Below are 23262 nucleotides of genomic sequence, written 5' to 3' on the forward strand. Positions count from 1 at the left end.
CCTCTACGAGCAGCGTAGCCACGTGCGACGCACTGCGCAAACGCTGCAACCAAGCATCGCCAGAGCCACTGCCTGCCATATGCCTGCTGGCTCGGGCACGGCCGAGATAGCCGACAGCGAACCTTCGCCGTGCAGCCCTTCGTAGATCTGCTTGAACAGCACAAAGTCGTACTGATCGTTCTGACCGTCGCCGGTCAGATCGCCCCGCGCCCGCTGCTCGCCGACGGGATACATCCGCAGGTCGGAGTAAAGATTGTCGCGAAAAATCAACCAGTCGGCGGCCCCTACGGTTCCATCTCCATCGAGATCCCCTAGGGCGGCCGGAGCCCCGATCACTGGTGCTTTGCCTTGTAACGTGATGTGATCGAACTGCAGTTGGCCCGCGTCACCGGCGTACGATAATTGCAGCGTGAAAGGCGACCCAAGGTCCGCCGCCAGCTGCTCCTGCGTCGGCGAGTCGCCGACGTAGCCGAGCTGAACGCTCGTGCTGGTGGAATTGCCCACCGTCAGTGCGGCGGTGTCGATCGCTCCCTGCAGATACGTAAAACCACTCTGCCCCTTGAGCGTAAGCTCCAAAAGAGGAGCCGCCTGGCCGGCGCGGGTAAGATCGAGCGTTACGTCGTACAACTGGTGCAGGTCGTCGAGGTACAGGGCGATGCCCTCGGCTTCGTCTTGGACCGCGCCGGTGAAGTTCCGGGGATCTCCGCTGCCATCCACGTGCCATGCACGCGTTTGCTCCGCGGGGCGGATGGCCTGGGTGACGATGCCATCGCGTTCGGCCCGGCCAGTACCAACGTCGGGAGGCACCAGGGCCAATTGCGACGACATCGGCACATGATTGCGGGTGATGTAGCTAATCAGCTGCCCTTGGATCTCTTGGATTGCGGGATCGTTGTAGCGATTCGTGGTCTCGCTGGGATCGGTACTGAGGTCGAAGATCTCAATCGAACCCGCGCGGCGGATGATTTTCCAATCGCCGAGCCGGCCGATCTGATTCGGCACGCGTCCAGCGTCGTAAGCGTACCCTTCGAAGTACAGCCCATCGCGTTCGGCTTGGGTTCCCTGACCAGTAAGCGTCGGGGCGAACGACACTCCATCGTTGCTCGGCACCTGCGTGACACCGGCCAGATCGGCAAACGTTTGCATGTAGTCGTAGAACGCGACAGGTTGATCACTGGTAGTTCCCCCCTCGATCGTTCCCGGCCAGAAGGCGATCATCGGAGTCCGCACGCCCCCTTCGTAGTAGCCCTCTTTTGCACCCCGAAGATCGACGGTTTGTCCGTCGCGGGTTTCGATGTTGCGATCCCAATTGTGGGCGCTTTGCCAGCCGCCGTTGTCGCTGGTGAAAATGATTACCGTGTTCTCCAGCACGCTATCGCTGGTGTCGCCATCGCCATTGGGATCGGCGAGCGTCGCCCGCAGTTGCCCCACCTGGTCGTCGATCCAGGTCACAAACGCAGCTTGAATCTTGTCGAAGTCGTCCCAATCTTCGTTGTTCGCATACAGATCGTAGTAGCCACCAGGCTCGGCAGCCGATTCGTTGATCGTGCTCCGACGGTGCGGCGGGGTCCACGCTCCCCAAGCGTAAAACGGCGTGCCCGACTGACTGTTCGCACGCACAAATTGCTGCATGCGATCGAAAACTATGGTGTGGGCGTGCACGCGATCGTTGGGAATCAAGCCGGTTTCGGGCTCGTTGAAGTTCGCGTTTTCCGGAATCAACAGCGGCGTGCCCGCATCGAAGATACGATCTGGAAAGTGATAGTGGGCGTGACGCTGGTCGTAGTAGCCGACGAAGTCGTCGAAGCCTTGTAGCTCCGGCGCGCCGGGCGATCCGGGAGCCCCAAGTCCCCATTTCCCATAACCACCGGTCGCATAACCAGCCGACTTCAGCACCTCGGCAATCGTGACGTCGGCGTCGCGCAGGCTATTGCTACCGCTATTGATCCGCATGTAGGTGTGGCCGCCGTGCAGACCGGTCATGAGCGAACTGCGACTCGGTGCGCAGTTGGCCGCCCCGGTGTAGGCCTGGGTGAAACGCATGCCGTCGCTGGCCAGCTGATCGAGGTTCGGCGTGTGAATCGGCGAGTCGGCCCACGAGTGCGTGAAATCGCCAGTGCCGGCGTCGTCGACCATGATGTGAATGATGTTCGGCTGACCGGCACTGATCTTGGGCAATCCCAACAGCAGAGTGGTGATAAGTAGCCAATGGAGCTTAGGCATGTGGAATCTCATGCTACGAATTCAATGAAACAGAAGGTCCGCCATCCCGCTGGGCCACTCGGGCCAGAGGATGGCGACCAACGACTAGCATTCAAGAGTGTACTTGCTCGTCGAGGCTGGTGGCCAGCAGCAAGCGGTGTTACTTTTGGGCTTTCGCCTTGGCGGCCATCGGATAGAACGGCGACTCCGAGCGATCGCTCTTCAGCAGTTCTTGCATCTGCTTGACGATCTTCGGATGCTTGGCCGCTACGTTGTTCGACTCGGCCGCATCGGTTTCCAGGTCGTAAAGCTCGATTTTGCGGTTGCCTTTGGTCGTGTTCTGCACCACGCCTTTCCATTTGCCCATGCGAACGGCTTGCTGGCCGCCATAGCCGGCAAACTCCCAGATCAGGTGGTCGCGCTCAGCCAGGTCCCCTTCACCGGAAATGGCGGGAAGCATGCTGATGCCATTCGCAGCGTCCGGCGTGTCGGCGTCGGCCACGTCGCAGAGCGTCGGCATCAGATCCCAAAACGCGGTGATCGAAGGCGACTCGCTACCAGGCGTGGTGTGTCCCGTCCAGCGAGCGACCAACGGAACGCGGATGCCACCTTCGTAGACCGATCCCTTGAGTCCCCGTAATCCAGCGGCCGAATCGAAGAACTCCGAATCGGATCCCCCCAGTCGGTTGTAGGTCGGCCCGTTATCGCTGGTGAAGATGATCAGGGTATCTTCGGCCAGACCAAGTTCGTCCACCAGATCGACAATCTTTCCGACGTCCTGATCCAAATGGGTGATCATCGCTGCATACCCAGCGTGCGGCTTGGGATGCGGCAGGTAACCTTTGTGTTGGTACTCGTCCTCCTGCATCCCGTCGTACAGCGCGAGCGTTTCTTCGGGCACCTGAATCGACAAGTGAGGGATGATCACCGGCAAGTACAGGAAGAAAGGTTGCTGTTGATGCTCGCGAATGAACTCCTGGGCAACTCGCGTGAACTCATCCTGCGAGAAGGTCTCGCCGGTCAGACTCTTGCCATCGTTCCCAGGATAGTAGACTTTCTCGCGGTTCTTCCATAAGAACGTGGGATAGTGGTTGTGAGCATGCCATTGGCAGTTATAGCCAAAGAACAGATCGAAGCCCTGCGTGTTAGGATCGCCGGTGGTGCCAAAGTGACCGAGCCCCCATTTGCCGATGGCTGCGGTCGCGTAGCCCTGTTGCTTCAACGCTTCGGCGATGGTCACTTCCTCGGCGGGGATGGGCCGCTGCCCCGGGAATTCCCAGCCATACTTCTCTTTAAGTCCCGCGAGTTCCTTGGCTGGGCCGTTGTTACGAATGTACGCGTGCGACGAGCTTTTGCCGGTCATCAGCACGCACCGCGACGGAGCGCACACCGGCGAGCCACAATAGAACTGAGTGAATCGCACCCCTTCGTCGGCCAGCTGATCGATCCGCGGCGTTTTGATTTTCTGTTGCCCGTAGCAACCGAGTTCGCCATACCCGAGATCGTCGGCGACGATCAAAATGATGTTCGGCGATTTCTGCTCCTCGGGTGCGGTCTGGCCGAAAGCAATCGGCGCGGCGAACATCGTGCAGACAAACAGTAGGCAAAGTCGTTCAATCTTCATTCGAATCACTCTCCATCGCTGCTGAGTCGAAACTCGAGCGAGCTGGCGTTATCGGCGGTTATGTCTTGGGTAAGCTCTGAAGCCATGTTGTACTTCGCAGGCACGATGGATTTGGTTTCTTCCACCATCTGCCCTGGAGCATCGCTATCGGGAATCATCTTTCCGGTCTTTTCGTAGCCGGTTATCTGCACGCCATAGGTGCCTGCTGGAACGCTGCGATCGGCCGGGATCGCAAACTTGCCATCAACGATCGACGCGGTGGCCACGGCTCCTGAAACGCTGGTAAACAAGATGTCGCCGGTGGCAAGCGGCAGCCCATCCAGCTCTACCGAGCCAGCGAGCGGCAGCTTACCTTGGCCCGAGCCGTTGCAACCAGCGAGCGCCAGCACACACAAGGTGAGGCCTAATAGTCGACTCATCATTATAGCGAGTCTCCTAGCACTTCTTCGCCATTCATGGTGCTCATCGCCTGCCAGACAATTAGCTCGATGTCGTCGCTCACCAATTGCACCGAACCATCGACGTTCGCGGTCATTACTCCACCTGCGTGTTGGCTCCGCGACACCAGCTCGTGAAGTCGGCGGCCGCTCGCTCCCTGATAGTTGTAGCAGGGGAAATCGGGATTGTTGGTCACGCAGCGACTGATGTCGGGTGCGTCGCTATTCGGCAGAAAACGCGTCATGATCTGGTAGCAGCCACCGTCGTCGTTCCATAGTCGGCCCCGGCGATCGAATTCCGAGTCGCCGGGAAACTCAGGAATCTGCACCATCTCCATCATCAACAGTGTGTTGCTGGTACCGTCGGAGATCTGCGAGAGCTTCGCTCCAAACTCCACCCAGAACGGCGCCCGATTGCCCCACTTGGCGTTCGTGGTGGTTCCAGGACAACCGCGTTGAGTGATGCCGGTGGTGGTATTGAGATTGCCATGCTGACAATCGTAGGAGAAGGTTCCCCAGTTGACCCCGTAGTTGCCTTTGTAGGCGGAGTAGATGCCTTGCTCGAAACGAAACGACTCGTCGCTCGGGCAATGGAACACGGGGTAGTAACGACGCAATACTTCCTGCACCGCGGCTGGCTGCGACTGCACGTGCTTACTGAAATCGTAGAGATCGAGCGTGGCCGATTGCTCGAGGTAGTCGAGAATGTAGGTATACACGGTGGTTCGCGGGGCGAAGCCGTACTCCATGTCGGCGGGATTCACGCCGCGTGCTCCCACGGGAAGCTGCCCCTGAGCACTCTCGTAGTTCAACATCGCCAGGCCGAATTGCTTCATGTTGTTCGAGCAACTGGCCCGCCGCGCAGTTTCTCGCGCGGCTTGCACTGCTGGCAGTAGCAGCGCGACGAGGATGCCGATGATGGCAATCACCACGAGCAGTTCAACCAGCGTGAACCCGCTGTTCCGTGGACCGCAGGCTGGAGTGGCAGCACGCATAAAGGTTTACTCCGTTAAATCGGGTTAACGTCAGCGCCTGTGAAACGAAGGACACAAAACTCCTTCGCCTGCTATAGGAAACGGTGAATGGGATAATCTTGTCGAGGAAACCTTCACTAATTCAGAGAGTACTTTTTCGTCAAATAGGCAGTCACTTCGTCGACTTCTTCGTTCTCGAGCACCCCGTTGTAGATGAGCACTTCGGAGATGTCGCCGCTAAAGTAGTCCTGCCGTGGATGGCGGCCAATCACCTTGCGCGACGTGTACGATCTCCACCGCGGGGCGGTATCGACCTGCTGCAGTTCGCCGTTGATCCACATCTTTGTCTCGTTGTGCACGGTATCGTAGCGATACGCTAGCAGTATCGGTTCGCCTGGCTCCGCGGGTCGCTTCATGGTGGTTGAGCCGACGTTGTAGATCAGGTTGCCTTCGCCGACGCCGGCAAAATAACGCGCCCAGTACTGGCCATCGACGTCCTGGTCGCCGATTTGCAGCACTCGCATCAACTCTTCGTTGTCAAGCGGATAAGGGGGGCCGTTGTAGTTGATCAGTTGCCGCAGGTACCGTCCGCTTGGCGTGCTGTCTCTGGCGAACAGCAAGAAGAGCGTTTGGTCTTCCGTCGAATAGAGCGGCGTGGTCGTCAGGTACGACGACTTACCATCGAAACGAACCGACGGTAATCCACCGATTGATTTGCGGACATACTCCGGGCGACTCTCCGGCGAGTGCTGCCAGGCGTCTTCTTCGGTTTGGTTGTCGCCGGTGGCAATGTCGCGCCAGGCGATCACGCGGCCCGAGTCGTCGGTCTTCAGCAATACGTCGGCCGCCAGCCAGAGCGCCAGGTCGTGGGTCACACTCATCGCGGGTAGTTCCTCGGCCGAAAGCCGGGGCGAGAAATCACGAAAGGCGAACTTCGAATCGTCGTAATCGACGGGAATCGGAAGGATCTTGCCTTCGCCCAATAGCGCGGCTTCTTGCTGCTCGAGTCGCACGCCGGTCGTGCTCTGGGAGTTCGGTTCGCGATCCCACACCACGACTTCGCCGGTGAATACGTGCACCTCGGTCTTGCCTTGCGCGTTGACTTCGAGGCCGAATTCGGTGCCAAGGTCGACGATCTCGGCGGTGGGAGTTTGAATGCGGAACCCAACCGCCTGACGCGGCACCAGCGCGGTCATTTTACCCGCGGTCAAACTGGCTGCTCCGGTACCTTCGACGCGAAACGTCGCGGGGCCCTGCAGCACCACCTTCGCCCCATCGTCAAACGTCAGCTGAGCGAGCCCCGAGATCAGGGCTACTTCGCGGCCCGATTCGAGCGGTTCGCCATACTTGGGACCCTCTAGATACCCGGCCCACTGGCAGTCGACCGCGCCGGTAAGGGTCGCGACAAAATCCAGCTCGCGAATCGATTCGGTCGGATTGGTCGCGCCCGGGTCGGCCTGCGTGATCGGCTGAGGGTCGCCCGCTCCCTTAAACGCAACCCAGCTTAACAGGAAGGTAATCAGGCTGGCTGCCAGCATGCTACCAATGTAACGGGCGCGGGGATGGTCGGAGGGGCCCAGCGGGCGGAGTTCGTGCGGCCGCTCCCCTGCCCCGGCGATGGTCGCGGCCTCGTTGGCGTGGTCCAACTTGCCTTCGGGCGAAACCAACTGACCGATCGACACGGTGTCGGCCACGTGCTTTACGTAGCTGGCCAGGGCCTGCGGATCGGTGCGGAGCTTCTCTTCGAGCGCGGCGAATTCTTCGGGCGAAAGCTCTTCGAGCTGGCCGCGGAGCGCCAAATCGAGCATGCGCTCGTCGGAGTTTCCAGCGGCCGGGTTGTGTTGATTCGATTCCATATGCCTAGCCTGCGATATCCCTAACCTGACTGTTGGCCACCGACACGGCGTTCGATGCACGAATAAAGCCATTGCCTGACCCGCGAAACGGCCAGGTACGTGGCATTGGCCGTGCGATTCAGCAGATCGGCCACTTCCTTGATTTTCATGTCGCTATCGTAACAGAGCGCGAGCAACTGACGATTGCCCTCGCTCAACTCATCAATACATTTCGGTAAAGCTTCGAGCCGCACGTCGTACTCAGCGAGCGATTTGTCGATTTGCTCGTCGATCAAATCGAGCACTTCCTGGCTGAAGTGCAACTTGTCGCGCGATTTCTTTTCGCGGTGCGACATGATCACGTACCGCGCGATGGTGCACGCCCACGCGCCGAAGTTGGTGCCGAGTTCGAAGCGGTCGAACTGCTCCCAGAGCCGAACGCTGGTCTCCTGCAGGATGTCTTCCGCATCGGCCCACGAAGGTACCGACGCATGCACGTAGGTAGACAACCGCCGGTCGTTCGCTCGAAGCAAACGGACAAAGGTTGCTGTCTTATCCTCGTTCGACTCCATACACGACTCCATCGCAGGGGGTGGTTCCGCCGGCAAATTGTAGGTGGTCCACCTATTCAAACGGATGACGGGCAGATGGTTGTCATAAAAAAGTGTGCTGATACGTGAAACCGCGAAATAGTCGTCCCCCGCCTGGCAAGTTTTTCCCGATTTTTCGATTTCGCATGACAGAGCCGCGTTGCTCGCCATTTTATTGGGTGTGCATCGGGCTTGGCGCAGCGACTGCGAAACGACTGCACGACCGCGGTTACCAACACAGGTCGGGGAGAACCGCAACCTCATCAGGCGGCGTAAATCACTATCTGCCAACTCCTTACAGCTAAGGATAACAAGATGACGCGAATCATTTGGACTATCGCGTTGGGGGTAAGCCTTCTGGCGTGCAGCAGCTCCAATGCCCAGACCACGGCCAACTGGACCGGCTTCGGCGATGGCATTTCGTTTACGGACCCCGCTAACTGGAATCCCACCCCGGGGGGGCAGATTGAAGTCCCCCCCAGCAGCGGCACCATGATCATCAACCCCGATGGATTGGTAAACAGCTTTGTCGTGAACAGCCCGTTCGCGGACGTGCTGCTGCAAACCGACTACGACTACGATGGCGACACCGCGCTCGACGCCATGACGTTCGTCACGCTCGACTCGCTGACCGCCGGAGGGCCGCTGTCGATCACGGTCACGCAAGGCTCGGTGAAGTTCGCCCGCTTCGACCCGTTTCTCGGCGAGTTCGAAGATGGTGGTGGACTCCGCGGCGACGGCGACGCGACTTATACCGAATCGCTCCTCATCAACGGTGGCTACTTTGAGTCGATGTTTGTGAGCATCGACCTCAACGTGCAACTCGATTCCGGAACGCTCCGCCTGACCGGCGTCGGCAATCCGATTGCCAGCGGGGCCTCGATCAACTTCTCCAGCGACTCGACCGCCACGTTCGAGAGCTTTGAAAGTCCAGCCGATTTTGTCACCGAGCATCTTGCGAAGATCACCGTCGACGGAGTGACCGCTGCCATTGGTGGCAACATCGAAATCGTTGGCCAGGATCTCGACTTCGACACCGAAGCCGATGAAGAAACCGTGGTCAGCATCCTGCAGGGAGTCACCCCGGCCGGCCCTGGCGATTTCAACCGCAACGGCTCGGTCGACTACCAGGACTGGCTCGTGCTCAACGCGAATCTCTATAGCTCGCTGGCGGCCATCTCGGCGGCCGACCGCTTTGACGCCGGCGATACCAACAACGATGGCCGAGTCGACGAGCTCGACTTTGTCGCGTTCAAAACCATTGTCGAAACGCAAACCGGGGCCTCGTTCGCCACGTTCCTGTCGGTCGCGGTGCCCGAACCCTCGAGCCTTGCCCTGCTCGGCATGCTCACCATGGTGGGCCTTGTGGCCGGCATTCGCAAACACATCGCCGTTAACGGGAGGAATCGCTCCATGAGTCGCTTTGCCGGAGTCTTTGCCGCTGTACTTTGTATCTCGATGGCCCAGCAGGCCCAAGCGGTCGTGGTGGTGGAAGAAATGTTTGACTACGCCGATGGAGTGGTCGCAGGCCTCGACGGCGGCACTGGTTTCTCCGAACCTTGGGGAGTGATCGTCGGCGACACGGCCGATCCCACCGGGTACTTCGAAGTGATCAGCAACCAGGCCATCTACAACGGCAACAGTGGCGGCCAGATCGTCAACTACCAACAGCGCGGGCTGACTTCGGCTGTGACGGTCGACACTGGCAACATCGTGACCATCGACCTCGATGTGATCATCGGCCCGAACGACACGCAGATCGGCCGCGGGATTGCCATGAACTTCGTCAACGGCGAAGACGTCGCTTTTAGCATCGGCAAGGCCCTGAACGAACGCCTTGGCCTGCTCGATCTGGGGGTCGAGGCAGCTTCGAGCAACATCGGCGACAGCAACTTCGGCAGCGGCACCGCCGGCACGTTCTCGCTGACCGCGACGCTGCAGTACGATGGAGCCGACACCTCGGTGGCGCTGAGCAACGGAACCGATACCATTTTGCACACGTTCGTCGGCGAGCAAATCACTTTCGACGCGGTTCGCTTGAATGGCTATCACCAGTCGACCACCGGCAACGGCATCGACAACCTGGTGATCGACGTCACACAAATCGCCGAGAGCGTGATCAACCTGCAGATCGATCCCGATGGCAACGCGACGCTCGTCAACCCGACCGGCAGCCCCATCACCATCGATCTTTACAACATCGCGAGCCCCGACGGGAATCTCGACGTGAACTTTGCCGGTATCCAAGGCAACGACCAGTCGGCCGATGGATTCCCCGCCGGGCCAGGCACCGGCCCAAGCGCCGGCACCGGCTGGGAAAAAGCCCAAGGCACCGACGTGGGAGCTAATCTGATTGGCGAATCGTACGCGTTTGGTAGCTCGACCCTCGAAGACGATGGCACCACTATCGAGCTGGGCGACATTCTCACTACGGTCGACGAGTCGGAAGACCTGACCTTCACCTACCACGACGCTACGCTCAACCAGTTTGTGACCGGCTACATCGAGTTCGTTGCTGCTCCGACCGATTTGATCGGCGACTACAACGGCGACGGCACCGTGAATCTCGCCGACTACACCGTTTGGCGCGACAACCTCGGCGCTTCCGAATCGGTGCTGGCCAATCCTGGCAACGACAACGGCATCGTCGACACCGGCGACTACACCGCCTGGAAGCAGAACTTCGGCATGTCGGCCGCCAGCCTGGCAGCCGTCGGCACGGGTTCGGCGGTGCCGGAACCTTCGACGCTGGCATTGCTCGGCATCGGTTTGCTGCTGTTGCGACGGAGCAGTCGCTAACCACGAAGATGGCACCGGTTCGAACACTGGCATCCTGACTTTTCACCTGGGAGAGACTAATGACTTGGAAACACCACTTGGTTCTCAGCGCACTTTGCTTGCCGTTGCTGCTGGCAACCACGACCAACGCTGCGGTGATCACCGAAGATTTCGATAGCTACACCGACGGAGTGATCGGCGGGCAGAACGACGGGGTCGGCTGGGGCGACGCATGGGGGGCCACCACTTCGGTCAACGATCCGGTCAACGAGTTCGAAGTGGTGTCTGGCGTCGCTTTGATGATGGGTAACTCCGACGAACAACTCGCCGGCGGCAACCAGGAGATCATCACGCATAGCCGGCCATTTGCCGACACGGTCATGGTGGATACCGACACGACACTCACCTTGTCGTTCGATCTGATCGTCAACGAAACGCAGCTCGGCCGCGGAGTCGGCATCAACCTAACCGATTCCACCAACTCGCAGATGGTATTCATCGGCAAGCAGATCAATCAGGCTGCGTCGGCCAACGGAGTGCACAGCAGCATCGGCGCCGGCGGCGACGATTACACCACGCTGGTCGAGTCCGGCAGCGGCAGCGCTTCGCTGGTTGCCACGTTCACCTCCGATGGCACCGATACCTTTGTGTCGCTCACCAACGGCACCGAGACCGTCTCCGGCACGATTGCAGGCACGCAATTCGCCTTCGATGGGCTCGACCTTACCGGCTACCATCGCCAAACGCGGACCAACGGAGTCGATAACATCAGCATCGACGTGACCAACACCGCGGTTCCCGAACCATCGACGATTATGCTCAGCGGATTGGCGGCGTTTGTGCTGGTGGGCATTGCCCGCCGTAAGTAGTCGGGAGCGCCGCTTTGCGAACACACCGGGGATGGGCGTTCTGGGCAGCTCGCCGGTCCTCGGTGTGTTTTTATCACCTCGCGATGGGAAAGGACCGCCATGCGGCTGCGCGACATTGCTACCCTGGTAGCGTTCTGCACACTCGGCTTGCTCGCTGCATCGAGCTTGGCAGCGACGCCGAACATCGTGTTCATCTTTGCCGACGACCTCGGCTGGACCGACACCAGCGTCGCGGCCGGCACCGGCGGCTACTCCAGCGATTTCTACGAAACGCCGAATCTCGAACTCTTGGCCACCAATGGTATGGCCTTCACCAACGCCTACTCGGCCGGGGCGAACTGCGCCCCCACGCGAGCGGCACTGCTCACGGGACAATACGCCCCGCGGGCGACCAACAACGTGTTCGCTGTGGGAAGCCTCGATCGCCCTGCAGGCGAGACCGTCCCGCTTCGCGCCCCATCGCAGGGGTTGCCGGACGGATCGGATCAGATCCCTGGCACTGCCATCACGCTGGCCGAAACCTTGCAGACCGCTGGTTACACGACCGCCCACTTCGGCAAATATCACGTCGGCGATCCCGATAGCACGTACAACAATGGCCCGCTCGCCCAAGGTTTCGACTACAACTTCGGCGGCAACGGTACTGGCAATCCAGGCTCGACCTACTTCGCCGACACAACGGGGGTGTTTGCCAGCCCAAACATCGGCCCCGAGCTTGATCCGTACGCGTCGCCGGCCGAGCATCTGACCGATGCGACCACCAACGCCGCGCTGGCGTTCATGGCCGATCACACGACCGGGCCGTTCTTCATGAACGTAGCCTACCATGCACCGCACTCGCCGATCGACGGTCAAGGCCGGACCGAACTGGTCGACAAATACGCCGCGAAAACCGATGGGGTGTACCACAACGACGACGATTACGCCGCGCTGGTCGAGGGGGTCGATGAAGGAGTCGGCCGCATTGTGCAGTACCTCAACACCACGGCCGATCCGAACCATCCCGGCCAGATGCTGGCAGCCAACACGCTGATCGTGTTCACTTCCGACAACGGCGGTAGCGAAGGTGCCACCGAGAACGCTCCGCTGAAAGGACAAAAAGGGGAATACTCCGAAGGGGGCATTCGGGTTCCGTTGATCGTGTCGCAACCAGGCGTCGTACCGACCGGCACCGTGAACCATACTCCTGTTTCGACCATCGACTACTATCCCACGTTCGCAGCGGTAGCAGGTGCCGACTTGCCGGCCGACACCCCGATAGATGGCGAAGACCTGATGCCAATCTTCGCCGACGAATCGGCTTCGCTCACCCGCGACTCGCTGTTCTGGCATTTCCCCGGCTACCTGCTCGATAGCGGTCGCAACCAACGCCCGCAGTCGATCCTCCGTCAGGATGCCGATGGCCATCAGTGGAAGCTCCTCTACAACTACGAAGACGAGAGCTTCGAGCTGTACGATCTGGCTACCGATCTCGGCGAAACCACTAACCTGGCAACTACCGAAACCGAGATGGTCGATCAATTGGGCGACGAGCTTCGCGACTGGTTGCTCGACGTTAACGCGAAGGTCCCCACGGTGGTCGCTACCGGGTTGCCGGCAGCGCTGCCTAATTTGCTGGCAGGCGACCTCAACGACGATGGCACCTTGGACGCACTCGACTGGCAACTGCTGAACGCGGACCTCTATAGCGACCTTCGCGACCTCCCTGCCTCGCAAGCCTACTTCCGCGGCGACTTGAATCGCGACGGATGGAACAACCAATTCGACTTCGCTCTGTTCAAGCAGTACTACTTGGCCGGCGACGCCAGTCGTTCGCTCAGCGACTTGGTTGCCACGGTGCCGGAACCTTCGACGCTGGCAATCACCCTGCTGGCGGTACTTGGTGGAACCCTCTCGACCAGCGCACGTCGCCGACGTCGATAGCCCCCTGCGAGCGGTGGTAGCAAGTCGTTTGTTTTGCCCCCACTTGGCCAAAATCGATCGGTGGGGGCAATTCTTACGTCGCGTCCTCGAGTCGTAACTCGTGCGTGCAGCTCGTGTTATCGTCAGGCTTCTCGTCATAAGTCGGGAAACTCGTTTTGGGGTGGGGGCTTTATTTTTCGGCGGCACTCGCCGACACACACTGCATATCCATTTGTTCACTGCCTGATTATCCCCGACCAGGTGGCCAAAAACCACAACAAACTGCTTAACTCCACCAACTTTCTTTTGCCGCCGCGCGCGTCGAAAACTCCCCCCATCTGGCTGGTAGGTTGTCCGATTGGCTTGGCGACTCATTCCGGATACGATAGCGGTCACCTACTTTTCGCTCGCGGTGAATGTGGAGCGGCAAGTCGCCATTCGTTCGACAGGTGGTCATCCTCGTAACGCGTGGTGTGCGGGTAACAGCTTTGGCCCCTCTTCTCCAAGCAATTGATTGGACAACCTGGAATGCGTTCGTCGTCCACGCTCATTCGTAGTTCGGTTACCGCCGCGTTTGCTGGCTTTTTGTTCGGTTTCGACACCGTTGTGATCTCGGGCGCGGAGCAGACGATTCAGTCGCTCTGGGAACTATCGGACCTCGAGCATGGCCTGGCCATGAGCATGGCGCTGTGGGGAACCGTGGTCGGCTCGCTGGTCGGGGGATGGCCCACCGACCGCTATGGACGAACCAAAACGCTGTTCTGGATCGGCGTGTTCTATTTCGTGTCGGCCGTTTGGTCGGGCCTGGCGACCGATTTCTACTCGTTCATGGTCGCCCGCTTTATCGGCGGGTTAGGGGTCGGCATCTCCACCGTGGCCGCCCCGCTTTATATCTCCGAAATCGCCCCGCCGGAGTCGCGCGGGCGTCTGGCTGGCATGTTCCAGTTCAATATCGTGTTCGGCATCCTGATGGCTTATTTGTCGAACTGGTTGATCCAACACGTCGGCGACGAAGCCTGGCGGTGGATGCTCGGGGCCGAGGCCCTGCCCGCCATTGTTTATACGGTGCTTTGCTATGGCCTGCCTGAGAGCCCACGATGGTTGATCGCCAAACGCCATCGACGCGACTTGGCGATCGAAGTGCTCCAGCACGTGAACTCGGACGCATCGGCCGAAGAAATCGATGCGTTGGTTGGCGAGATCGAAATTGCCTCGAACGAAGAACAGAAATCGACGCACGGCTTCTGGACTCCCCGTCTGCGAGTGCCGATCATGCTCGCGTTTTTTGTCGCATTCTTCAATCAACTCTCGGGGATCAACGCGATCCTGTACTTCGCCCCGCGCATTTTCGAAGCCGCCGGACTGGCGAATCAGTCGGCACTCCTAAAGTCGATTGGCATCGGCGTCACCAATTTCATCTTCACGTTCGTCGGATTATGGCTCATCGACCGCTTAGGACGCAAAACACTGCTGCTCATTGGTTCGGTCGGCTACATCGGCAGCCTTGGGCTCTGCTCGTGGGCCTTCTTTACCGAGACTTACAACATCGTGCCGGCCTGCATCTTTGCGTTCATCGCCGCGCATGCCGTGGGTCAAGGAGCGGTAATCTGGGTACTGATCTCTGAAATCTTCCCGAATCAACATCGCGCAGCCGGACAGGCGCTCGGTAGCTTTACGCACTGGATTTTCGCCGCGCTACTGACGCTGTTCTTTCCGAAGATGGTCACCCTGTTCGCTCCGGGTTGGGTGTTCCTGTTCTTCTGTGGCATGATGGTGCTTCAACTACTGTGGGTACAGTTCCTCGTGCCCGAGACCAAAGGGGTACCGCTCGAACAAATCCAGCGGAAGCTCGGCATCTCGTAAACAAGTGCGACGCCGCGTGTTCGATTCGCACGACCGCGCTGCCATCGGTACGCGACACCCACCACCGGGGGTGGCGGCGCGCTACGTCCCGCGTTCACAATGCGCTAGTCGCCTGACGCGTGACCGTGCGGAGTCGAATTGCGAACTCGAATCTCTGCGTACCTCGCTGGGCGGCGTGAATCACTCGCAAACTCGTTTTCAGCTTTAGCCATCATGACACCTACTCGTCCGATCCTTCTCGTCGCGATCACTGCCTGCATTTGTTGCCTCCCTTGGTTGGAGACACTCGCCGACCCCCCGGGCACGGTGATCGATCACATTCCAGCCAGCACCGGGAGGTACGTTGGCTCGCCGAGCATCGCCGAACTGCCCGATGGCACGCTGGTGGCCTCGCACGACGAGTTCGGGCCCAAGTCGAACGAGCACAAGTGCGCGACCACGCGGGTGTTTCGCTCCACCGATCGCGGCGAAACCTGGAAGCGCATCGCGTCGATCGAGGGACAATTCTGGTCGCAGTTGTTCTGGCACCGCGACAACTTGTACTTGATCGGCACTTGGGCGCATCACGGCAACTTGATTATTCGCCGCAGCAGCGACCAGGGAGCCACGTGGACCAGCCCCGACGACGCAGCCACGGGACTGCTCGCCGAGGGGGAGTATCACTGCTCTCCCCAACCGCTGGTGGTGCACGAGGGACGCATCTGGCGGGCGATCGAAGATGCCGGCGGCGGCAGTCGCTGGGGCGAGCGCTACCGACCGTTTGTGATGTCGGCCCCGCTCGACGCCGATCTGCTGGATCGCGAAAGTTGGACCTTCTCGAATTACTTGCCGGTGAATAAGGAGTGGCTCCAAGGCGACATGCGAGGCTGGCTCGAAGGCAATCTGGTGGTCGCGCCGAATGGCAAGCTCGTCAACATGCTCCGCGTTGCCGGCGGCAACAGCGTGGTCGGCAAGGCCGCCATGGTTACCGTGTCGGACGATGGCACCCGAGTGGCCTTTGATCCCGAGACTGGTTTTGTCGACCTGCCTGGCGGATCGAAGAAGTTCACGATTCGCTTCGATGCCGAAACAAACCGCTACTGGTCGCTCGTGAACGAAGTTCCCACCGAACTGGCAGGCACCCGCTCGGCTTCGTCGATTCGCAATCGCCTGGCACTGGTCAGCTCGCCCGACTTGAAGGAGTGGACCACCGAGCAACTAGTGATTGACGACGACGATTTGACCCACGGCTATCAATACGTCGACTGGATCTTCGACGGCGACGACCTACTTGCGGTGGTTCGCACCGCGACCGACGACGGCCAAGGGGGAGCCCACAACTACCACGACGCCAACTACCTGACGCTGCACCGCATCAAGGATTTTCGTAAGCCGCAGCCACCGCGCTAGTAGCGAATCTCGTACAAGCAAGCGTCGCCCGAGAGTTCGACTTTGAGGAACACCTTGTCGGGCAGCGGAGCATTGATCGCGGTCCCATTCCAACGAAGCACGTAGTTCGCGTGGTCGCCTTGCACGATGGGGGAGTCTTCGAGTCCGTAGCCAGGGACCTCGGCACCAGTTTCGTCGAGCAACGCCGCCCGCACCGTGCCTTGCTTGGTGTCGACATTTAGCGAGAAGGGCTGATGCTCGCCAGCGGCAAGCTGCGTAATCACCGCGCCCGAATTACCTTCTGGGGTGAGGGCTACCAGCCGCCCCACCGTCGAAGTTGCCAGGCCGATGTTGGCCTTGCGGCCGCCGACGTTGTGAGGGCCATCCCACCCGCCGTAGAAGAAATCCATTTGCTCGTCCCGCACCACCGGCGGGGCGGCAAACACCATTCCATCATCCCATGTGTCTTTCTCCCCGACCGGCAAGAACGCAGTACCAGGGGCGATGCGGTGCCAGATCTTATCGTCGCGACTGTGTGCGAGTTCGATCTCGATCGTTTCGTTGCCTGGCTTGTGATAGATACGCAGCAGCCCGAAGTACTGACCTTCGTACTTGAAAACCGGCATGCCATACGTTTGCGGTTGCGACTCATCCTCCGCTCGGGGATCGAACACCACTTCGGGAGTCGACCACTCGCGGAAGTCGGTGCTTTCACTTCGGCAAATCAACCGATACAGCGCCTTCTCGCCTTGCCATTTCCAGCACTTCGCGTGCACGACGTACTTCTGCAGCTCCGCGTCGTACATCAAGTCGAGCACGTCGCTCGCCGAGTCGTTGCGTTTCTCCGCGACAAGCCGGGGGGACTCGCAGTCTTCCTGCCAGTGCACTCCATCCTTCGAGATGGCGGTGTAGGTGCCGCCTCCGCCGTCGTAGGTCGAGCCGTTGCGAATGTCCCAGAAAGCCATCCGATAAGGATGCTCGCCGCCGACTTCCTCCGGTACCTTGATGACCGATGGGCTGCAGAGACGCTGCAGCGGCATCACAATATTGTTGTCCTTGTTACCTTCGAATTCGACTAAACCGAGTTGCGGACGCACCCATTCACGGCCATCCTTGCTCAGGTTGTATAGCACTGGAGTGCGAATGCTGACGCCGCCGTTGAGGGACTGGTACCACCCCTTGTAGGTCTGCTCTGCTTCGTCGTACGCGAACGAACCATACGCGTAGGGATTCTGCTCCCAACGTTGATCTCCACGGATGACCGGCTCCGGGAGTTTCTCGGCTGGCTCGACGACCCGCTTCAGCGAGTTTCGCTCGCTCACCTGAGCATCGTCGGCGAACAGCACCACCTCGGCATACACTTGATGGGCGATCGACGAGCCAACAATCAGCAACAGAAACAACCTCAAAGCAGCCATGAAGAACCCTTTGTAGACCATCCAATGTAGCGACAGGATATAGGTGGAACACTACTGCTCCGCCATGTCCATACAGCCTGTACGCTACCTGTTCGTTTCATGAGATTCAACCCAAAAGCAGGAAAAACCTCCGGCCGGACGAACTGGTCGACTAAATTGTATTTCTCGAACATTTCGTGAAACTTCTCGCTCGCTCAAGGGGAACTAGTCGTGTCCTGATCAGGCGAAATTGACACATACAGGCTGTTCGTCCACAATGCGTTTTCACGCCCCACTGCCTGGCGCGCATCAACTCGAAGGAGGCACTCCATGCCCGGAGTCAAACGTGCGGTTTTTCTGAGTTTGTTCCTCTGCTCGCTCGGTTCCATTTGCTCAGCGGCCGAGCCCTCGCAGCAACTACTCCGGACGGCGGCCGAAATCCAAGACCTGGCGATCAAGGCCCTGCAAACGGGGCTGAAAGCCGAGAAGTTCTGGGTCCGCGTGCATGCGGCCGAGTTCCTGCTCGACCTCGGGCAGAGCGATTCGCTCGAAGCCACCGTGAGTCGTGAGCTCGAAGAAAACGGACAGAAAAGCCCCGAGCGAATCGGCGCCTGGCGGTTAGCCTATCGCATGGCCGACTCCGCGCAGGCTCGCGACATCTTTGAACACAAGATCCTAAGCGTGGCCAAAGATGCCTCAGCGACCGATCATCTGCACGCGGTCGAAACCCTGGCGAAGCTCAACATTCAATTGCCCGAGAGCGAACTGCAGGGCATCCTCGCCATCACTCGCGAAGCAGGCACTGATGAGCACGCGTTCGGACTTTGGCTCGCGGTCGTTCAGCGCGATAACGGCAATCGCGAGCAACTGCAGGAGCAACTTGCCTCGCTGATGCTGAGCGACGACCAGATCACAAAGCTCCGCTCGGCTTACGCCTTGTGGAGCCTATCGAACGAGTCGCCGATGGTCCGCGACATCATCATCGACGCCGGCGTGCGATCGGCCGAACAGGAACTCAAAACCGAACTCGAGAAAATGGCCGGCGCCCGCAACATGGCTACCGCCTGGAAAGTGGCACGCTTGTTTGGAGTCGACGACGACATCGAAGCGGGCAAAGAGGCCAGCATTCAGAAGTTCAGCACCGCCTTGAAGCAAGGTGCCGATCAGTCGCAAGAAGTCGCCAAGATTCTCTCCGACACGCTGGCCGAGCTTGGTTCCCCGGAAGATCGCGAGCGGTTGCTCAAATACCTGGCGGCCGACCACGACGACTTGCGCGTGAGTGCGGCGCACGCCCTGCTACGCATTCAGATTCGCATGTCGAACGACGACAAACGTTAATTTAAGCACAGGCGGCGACCCTGGTGCGTTCTTCCAACTCCTCACGCCTGCTGCAGGCATGTTATTTGCGCACTAACTCACCAGCCGTGCGAACCCCGTTTGCCGCGGTCCTCCTGGTAATCGCTGCTCGACGTCGCCTTGCCGCAAGGCCTCGGCTACCTGGCTTAATGCATCGTTGGCTTGCTGCATGAACTGCTCGACATGCTCCTCGCGGTGGGCCAAGGTGGGATAGAACCCCGCGCCCGCTAGCACTCCGCGTTTGAGCATTTCGACGGTAAACAGCGTTCCCACCGCCGCGGCTTGTTCGCACTCAAGACTCAAGTGCTGCAGGGCGTCTCGGCCGCTGATGCGTAGCGGCAACTCGTAGCGGTCAGCAAGCTCCAACAGCCGACCACGAAACTCACGCCCCACGTGGGCCAACTGCTGGTGGACCTGCTGTTGCTCCAGCTTGGTGATGGTCGCTAGCGCGGCGGTTGGACCAATGGCTTCGGTCCAATAAGTGCTCGAGATAAACGTCTGCTGAAACGCTTCCATCACGCCCTGCGTGCCGATGATGGCAGCCATCGGAAAGCCATTGCTCATCGACTTGGCGAACACCGCCATGTCGGGCGTGATGCCGGCTTGCAAATGGAAACCACCAAGGTTGAACCGCCAGCCGCTGGTGATTTCGTCGAATATCAGCACAGCCCCGCACTCGTCGCAAAGTGTCCGCACACCTGATAGGAATCCTGCTTCCGGCTCGGTGTAGCGGAAAGGCTCCATGATCACCGCGGCCAGGCGGTCGCCTTTGGTTGAGACGATCTGCCGAAGCTCCTCCAACTGATTGTACCCGAATGGCACCACGGTGCCTGCCAGCCCGATTGGCACCCCGCTCGGTTCCAGCCCTGGCAACAGATGCTGCTGCAACCGGTCGCTTTGACTCCCCTCGGAGGTTGGCAAGTTGGTCGCCAGGTACCAATCGCTCCACCCGTGGTATCCACAAAACGCGACGAGGTCGCGTCCGGTAGATGCGCGGGCGACACGAATCGCCACCGCGTTTGCCTCGCCGCCGGTGCGAGTGAACCGCGCCCGCTCGGCCCATGGATGGATCGCAAGCAGTCGTTCGGCAAGTTCCACTTCTTCAGGCGCATTCTGCGAACACATCGATCCCCGCCGCACCCGGTTGATCACCGCTGCATTCACCTCGGGATCGGCGAATCCCAACAAGCACGCACCAATGCCAGAAGTACTGAAGTCGAGAAATTTACGACCGCCGAGGTCGACCACTTCGCATCCTTGAGCCTGACGATAATAGGCCGGCCAGGCGTTGGGAGCAAACATCTCGGGTCGTTTGCTGAGCAGTTGCGTCCCGCCTGGAATCAACTGCTTCGCGTGCTGGTAAAGATCGTGCGTAGCGGTAGGCGACGACACATCGAGCCCCAGCAACCTGCGGGCGTTACCTTGCATCACCAGTTCCACTTCATGCTTGCTCAGTCCAGCGCGATGAAACGCAGTGACCAGTGCTTTTAGCGATTCGATTCCCACAAGCGTTGGGTGCACGTCGCCTGCAGAGCAATGCTGAATCGCGGTTTCGTCCAGCCAAATGAAACGGTCGCCGACGCTCACCGCTCGACCGAGCATCTCGCTCACCGGGAAGTCGCTACCGAACAACAAGTGTTCTGGGCCGAACTCAGTCAGGATGGCATCGAACGCCGGGGCTTCGCATATCACGGAGGTATCGAAGTAAACGTTGGTTAGCGCCCGAAGTGCTGCGACGCCACGCACGGTGTGGTCGCTGCAAAATCCACGCCCAGCATGGGCGAGCACCAGCCGGGCGTTGGGATAGCGGGCGGAGTGTTCCAACAAGTACGCCTGGTTTCCGCGATCGGCCAAGGCATGCTGCTTGACCAGGTGCAGCATGATCACCAACTTATAAGCGTCGGCAAGCTCCCAACACCACTCCGGCAAGAACTCCCCCACCTCGGCCTCTTGAGTTTGCGGACGCTCCGCATAGCAGTGATAGACTTTGAAGCCGGACACGTACTGCGGATGCTCGACGATCTGCGACTCAACTTCTCTTCGTTCGTCGCTAGGCGTCACGAGTAACAAGGCCTTGGACTCGCGGGAGTTTGCGACCTCGGAGAGCACAAAATCGTTGGCTGCGGCGATGTCGATCCCACGCTTTGGATAGGCGAAAAACAATCCCGCGGTTGGCGAGCACTCCCCCATCCATTCGTCGAGCGATGCCTGCCAATGTTCGATTCCAACCCAACTATCACGATTGCCGAGATGGTCAGGCAGAGAGCTGCTCCCATGATCGCGATAGTACAGGTGGGCGTGGAAGTCGAAGCAGGTGCTAGGTAGATAGTCGTGACAGGCCTCACGGAGTAGTTGCGTATTCTCTTCGAATACCGCCCGAGTTTTGTCTGTCAGCCGACGTTGCTCTACCATGCGGTCCAACCTCCATCGACCATAAGATTATGCCCCGTGACGTACGAACTCGCGTCGCTACAGAGAAAAACCAAGGGACCGCCAATCTCTTCGGCTCGACCGATGCGTCCCATCGGCGATTTCTGCTCGAGCCTGGCGACTAGCTCCGCAGGGGCTCCCTCGGGATTAGGAAACGGCCCAGGGCTCAACGCGTTCACGCGAATGCGATCCTTGGCCCAGTACACCGAGAGATGTCGCACCATCTGGGCGACCCCCCCTTTCAGGCATTGGTAGGCGACCGAGCTAGCGGGGCCGATGCCGTCGTAGACTTCGGGATACGAAGCGACGCGACCGTACATCGAGCCGAGCATCACGATGCTGCCTGGCATCTGTTTCGCGACCGCAGCATCGCGAAACAACCGCGCCAACAAAAAGTAGCCGGTCGCGTTTCGCATCTGTTGGTCGAAGCCGGGTCCGTCGACAGTGGTCCAGTCGCGTGCGTCGAGAATATGACCATTGTTCACCAACACATCGATCGCGCCGGCGCGCGAGATTGCGTCGCTAAATCCCTGCTCGATCGCCTGGTCGTCGCGATAATCGAGGGCGACACCTAGGTGCTCGACTCCTGATCGGTTCTGCAACGCGTCGGCCACTTGCTGTGCTCGCGATTCACTGCGACTGCCGACTACTACTCTAGCGCCGGCCGCCGCCAGGCTGTTGCAGAACGCGAGCCCCAGGTAACCGCTACCTCCAGTGACCAACGCAGTCTTTCCCGCTAAATCGAATGGCGAAGTGGGTTCCGTCGGTTTCGACATAGGATTGCCTTACTTGAGTCCGAGCAGTTGGAGTGAATCACGGTGGATCATCGCGTCGATCGCCTCGACGGATAGTTTTGGCAACTGTGTTCCTTCCGTGATGTCGTTGAGTCGATACAATCCATCGATCGTATCCTTCACTCCCGCAAAGGGATAATCGGTTCCGAACAACAGCTTATCCCACACCCCGTATTCCTGTACCAGCATCAAGCTGTGGAACAGTTGCCAAGGACGATAGTAAAGAGCACTGATATCGGCAAACAAGTTGGGATGCTTGCGAATCACAGCAATGCACTCCCCTTCGTAAGGATGGCCAAGGTGGGCCAAGATGGCTTGCACTTCCGGGTAGCGAATGGCGACTTCGTCCATTAGTTGAGGCAACGTATAGCGAATCGGTGCCTGACTGACAAACGTTGTGCCGGTGTGCAAGAGCACTGGCAGGCGATGCTCTTGCACGTATTGCCAAAATGCACCAAGGGCGGGATCGTCGGGCGAGAAGCCTGCGTACATCGGCATGAGCTTCACCCCGCGGAGCCCGAGTTCCTGATGCCCTCGACGAAGCTCACGATCCCAGTTCGGCTCGGCGAGGTCGAGACTCATGAACCCGATAAGCTCCGAGGGAGCTTGGGCGACATAGCTGGCGACATAGTCGTCGTCGACCCACACGCCGCTGAGCCGGGCTTTGCCACCGAATACGATCGTGGTTACCTGCTCGTTTTCCGGCAGGCTCGCGCGATAGTGCTCCAACTCGGTGGTTAGTTCGGGAGTATCTCCCCCGCGGGCGCGTGCTGCTTGCTTGATAAAGTCGGGCGTGAGATGTTGAGCCATGTCCCACGCGTGCGAATGGACGTCGACAATCAT

At 59.5% G+C, this 23262-nt stretch carries 16 protein-coding genes; 6 read left to right on the forward strand and 10 right to left on the reverse strand.

Annotated features, from left to right (window positions below; translation table 11 throughout):
- Nucleotides 1–3: 3 nt before the first annotated feature.
- The 6 genes from Pan181_RS14690 to Pan181_RS26150 form a co-directional block, all read right to left on the reverse strand.
- Nucleotides 4–2223 (reverse strand): sulfatase-like hydrolase/transferase, encoded by a 2220-nt coding sequence (locus Pan181_RS14690; RefSeq protein ID WP_197528362.1) that lies wholly within the window; start codon nucleotides 2221–2223, stop codon nucleotides 4–6.
- A gap of 139 nt (nucleotides 2224–2362) precedes the next feature.
- On the reverse strand, nucleotides 2363–3826 hold the full coding sequence (locus Pan181_RS14695; protein WP_145247634.1) for an arylsulfatase: 1464 nt from the start codon (nucleotides 3824–3826) through the stop codon (nucleotides 2363–2365).
- A 5-nt stretch (nucleotides 3827–3831) separates the two neighbouring features.
- Complete coding sequence (locus tag Pan181_RS14700; protein WP_145247636.1) at nucleotides 3832–4248, reverse strand: hypothetical protein; 417 nt, start codon at nucleotides 4246–4248, stop codon at nucleotides 3832–3834.
- A complete protein-coding gene (locus tag Pan181_RS14705; protein WP_145247638.1) occupies nucleotides 4248–5258 on the reverse strand; it encodes a DUF1559 domain-containing protein in 1011 nt (336 codons plus the stop codon). The genes Pan181_RS14700 and Pan181_RS14705 overlap by 1 nt, the downstream gene beginning before the upstream one ends.
- A gap of 116 nt (nucleotides 5259–5374) precedes the next feature.
- Nucleotides 5375–7093: a FecR domain-containing protein gene (locus tag Pan181_RS14710; RefSeq protein WP_197528363.1), complete on the reverse strand. Its 1719-nt coding sequence runs from the start codon at nucleotides 7091–7093 to the stop codon at nucleotides 5375–5377.
- Between the two features lie 20 nt (nucleotides 7094–7113).
- On the reverse strand, nucleotides 7114–7644 hold the full coding sequence (locus Pan181_RS26150; protein ID WP_197528364.1) for a sigma-70 family RNA polymerase sigma factor: 531 nt from the start codon (nucleotides 7642–7644) through the stop codon (nucleotides 7114–7116).
- Between the two features lie 333 nt (nucleotides 7645–7977).
- Between Pan181_RS26150 and Pan181_RS14720 the strand changes: the two genes are divergently transcribed.
- From Pan181_RS14720 to Pan181_RS14740, 5 genes are all read left to right on the forward strand, one after another.
- The gene (locus Pan181_RS14720) at nucleotides 7978–10461 is read left to right on the forward strand and encodes a PEP-CTERM sorting domain-containing protein (protein WP_145247642.1); all 2484 of its coding nucleotides are present in this window, start codon (nucleotides 7978–7980) and stop codon (nucleotides 10459–10461) included.
- A 59-nt stretch (nucleotides 10462–10520) separates the two neighbouring features.
- Nucleotides 10521–11309 carry a PEP-CTERM sorting domain-containing protein gene (locus Pan181_RS14725; RefSeq protein WP_145247644.1) on the forward strand — a complete coding sequence of 263 codons (789 nt, stop codon included), beginning with the start codon at nucleotides 10521–10523 and terminating at the stop codon, nucleotides 11307–11309.
- A gap of 99 nt (nucleotides 11310–11408) precedes the next feature.
- On the forward strand, nucleotides 11409–13232 hold the full coding sequence (locus Pan181_RS14730) for a sulfatase-like hydrolase/transferase (protein ID WP_145247646.1): 1824 nt from the start codon (nucleotides 11409–11411) through the stop codon (nucleotides 13230–13232).
- 507 nt (nucleotides 13233–13739) lie between these two features.
- Nucleotides 13740–15074, forward strand: coding sequence for a sugar porter family MFS transporter (locus Pan181_RS14735; protein WP_145247648.1), 1335 nt, complete (start codon nucleotides 13740–13742; stop codon nucleotides 15072–15074).
- Nucleotides 15075–15287: 213 nt separating this feature from the next.
- A complete protein-coding gene (locus Pan181_RS14740) occupies nucleotides 15288–16463 on the forward strand; it encodes a sialidase family protein (protein ID WP_197528365.1) in 1176 nt (391 codons plus the stop codon).
- Here the strand turns inward: Pan181_RS14740 and Pan181_RS14745 are convergent.
- On the reverse strand, nucleotides 16460–17860 hold the full coding sequence (locus tag Pan181_RS14745; protein WP_145247650.1) for a glycoside hydrolase family protein: 1401 nt from the start codon (nucleotides 17858–17860) through the stop codon (nucleotides 16460–16462). The genes Pan181_RS14740 and Pan181_RS14745 overlap by 4 nt on opposite strands.
- Before the next feature lie 309 nt (nucleotides 17861–18169).
- On the opposite strand from Pan181_RS14745, the gene Pan181_RS14750 reads away from it, so the two are divergent.
- Nucleotides 18170–19177: a hypothetical protein gene (locus Pan181_RS14750; RefSeq protein ID WP_145247652.1), complete on the forward strand. Its 1008-nt coding sequence runs from the start codon at nucleotides 18170–18172 to the stop codon at nucleotides 19175–19177.
- A gap of 72 nt (nucleotides 19178–19249) precedes the next feature.
- Here Pan181_RS14750 and Pan181_RS26155 read toward each other — a convergent pair whose 3' ends face one another.
- The 3 genes from Pan181_RS26155 to Pan181_RS14765 are packed head-to-tail and all read right to left on the reverse strand — an operon-like array spanning nucleotide 19250 to nucleotide 23262.
- Nucleotides 19250–21607 (reverse strand): aminotransferase class III-fold pyridoxal phosphate-dependent enzyme, encoded by a 2358-nt coding sequence (locus Pan181_RS26155; RefSeq protein ID WP_197528366.1) that lies wholly within the window; start codon nucleotides 21605–21607, stop codon nucleotides 19250–19252.
- Complete coding sequence (locus tag Pan181_RS14760) at nucleotides 21601–22401, reverse strand: SDR family NAD(P)-dependent oxidoreductase (RefSeq protein ID WP_145247654.1); 801 nt, start codon at nucleotides 22399–22401, stop codon at nucleotides 21601–21603. The genes Pan181_RS26155 and Pan181_RS14760 overlap by 7 nt, the downstream gene beginning before the upstream one ends.
- A 9-nt stretch (nucleotides 22402–22410) precedes the next feature.
- A complete protein-coding gene (locus tag Pan181_RS14765; RefSeq protein WP_145247656.1) occupies nucleotides 22411–23262 on the reverse strand; it encodes an amidohydrolase family protein in 852 nt (283 codons plus the stop codon).

Source organism: Aeoliella mucimassa, assembly GCF_007748035.1.
Lineage (GTDB): Bacteria > Planctomycetota > Planctomycetia > Pirellulales > Lacipirellulaceae > Aeoliella > Aeoliella mucimassa.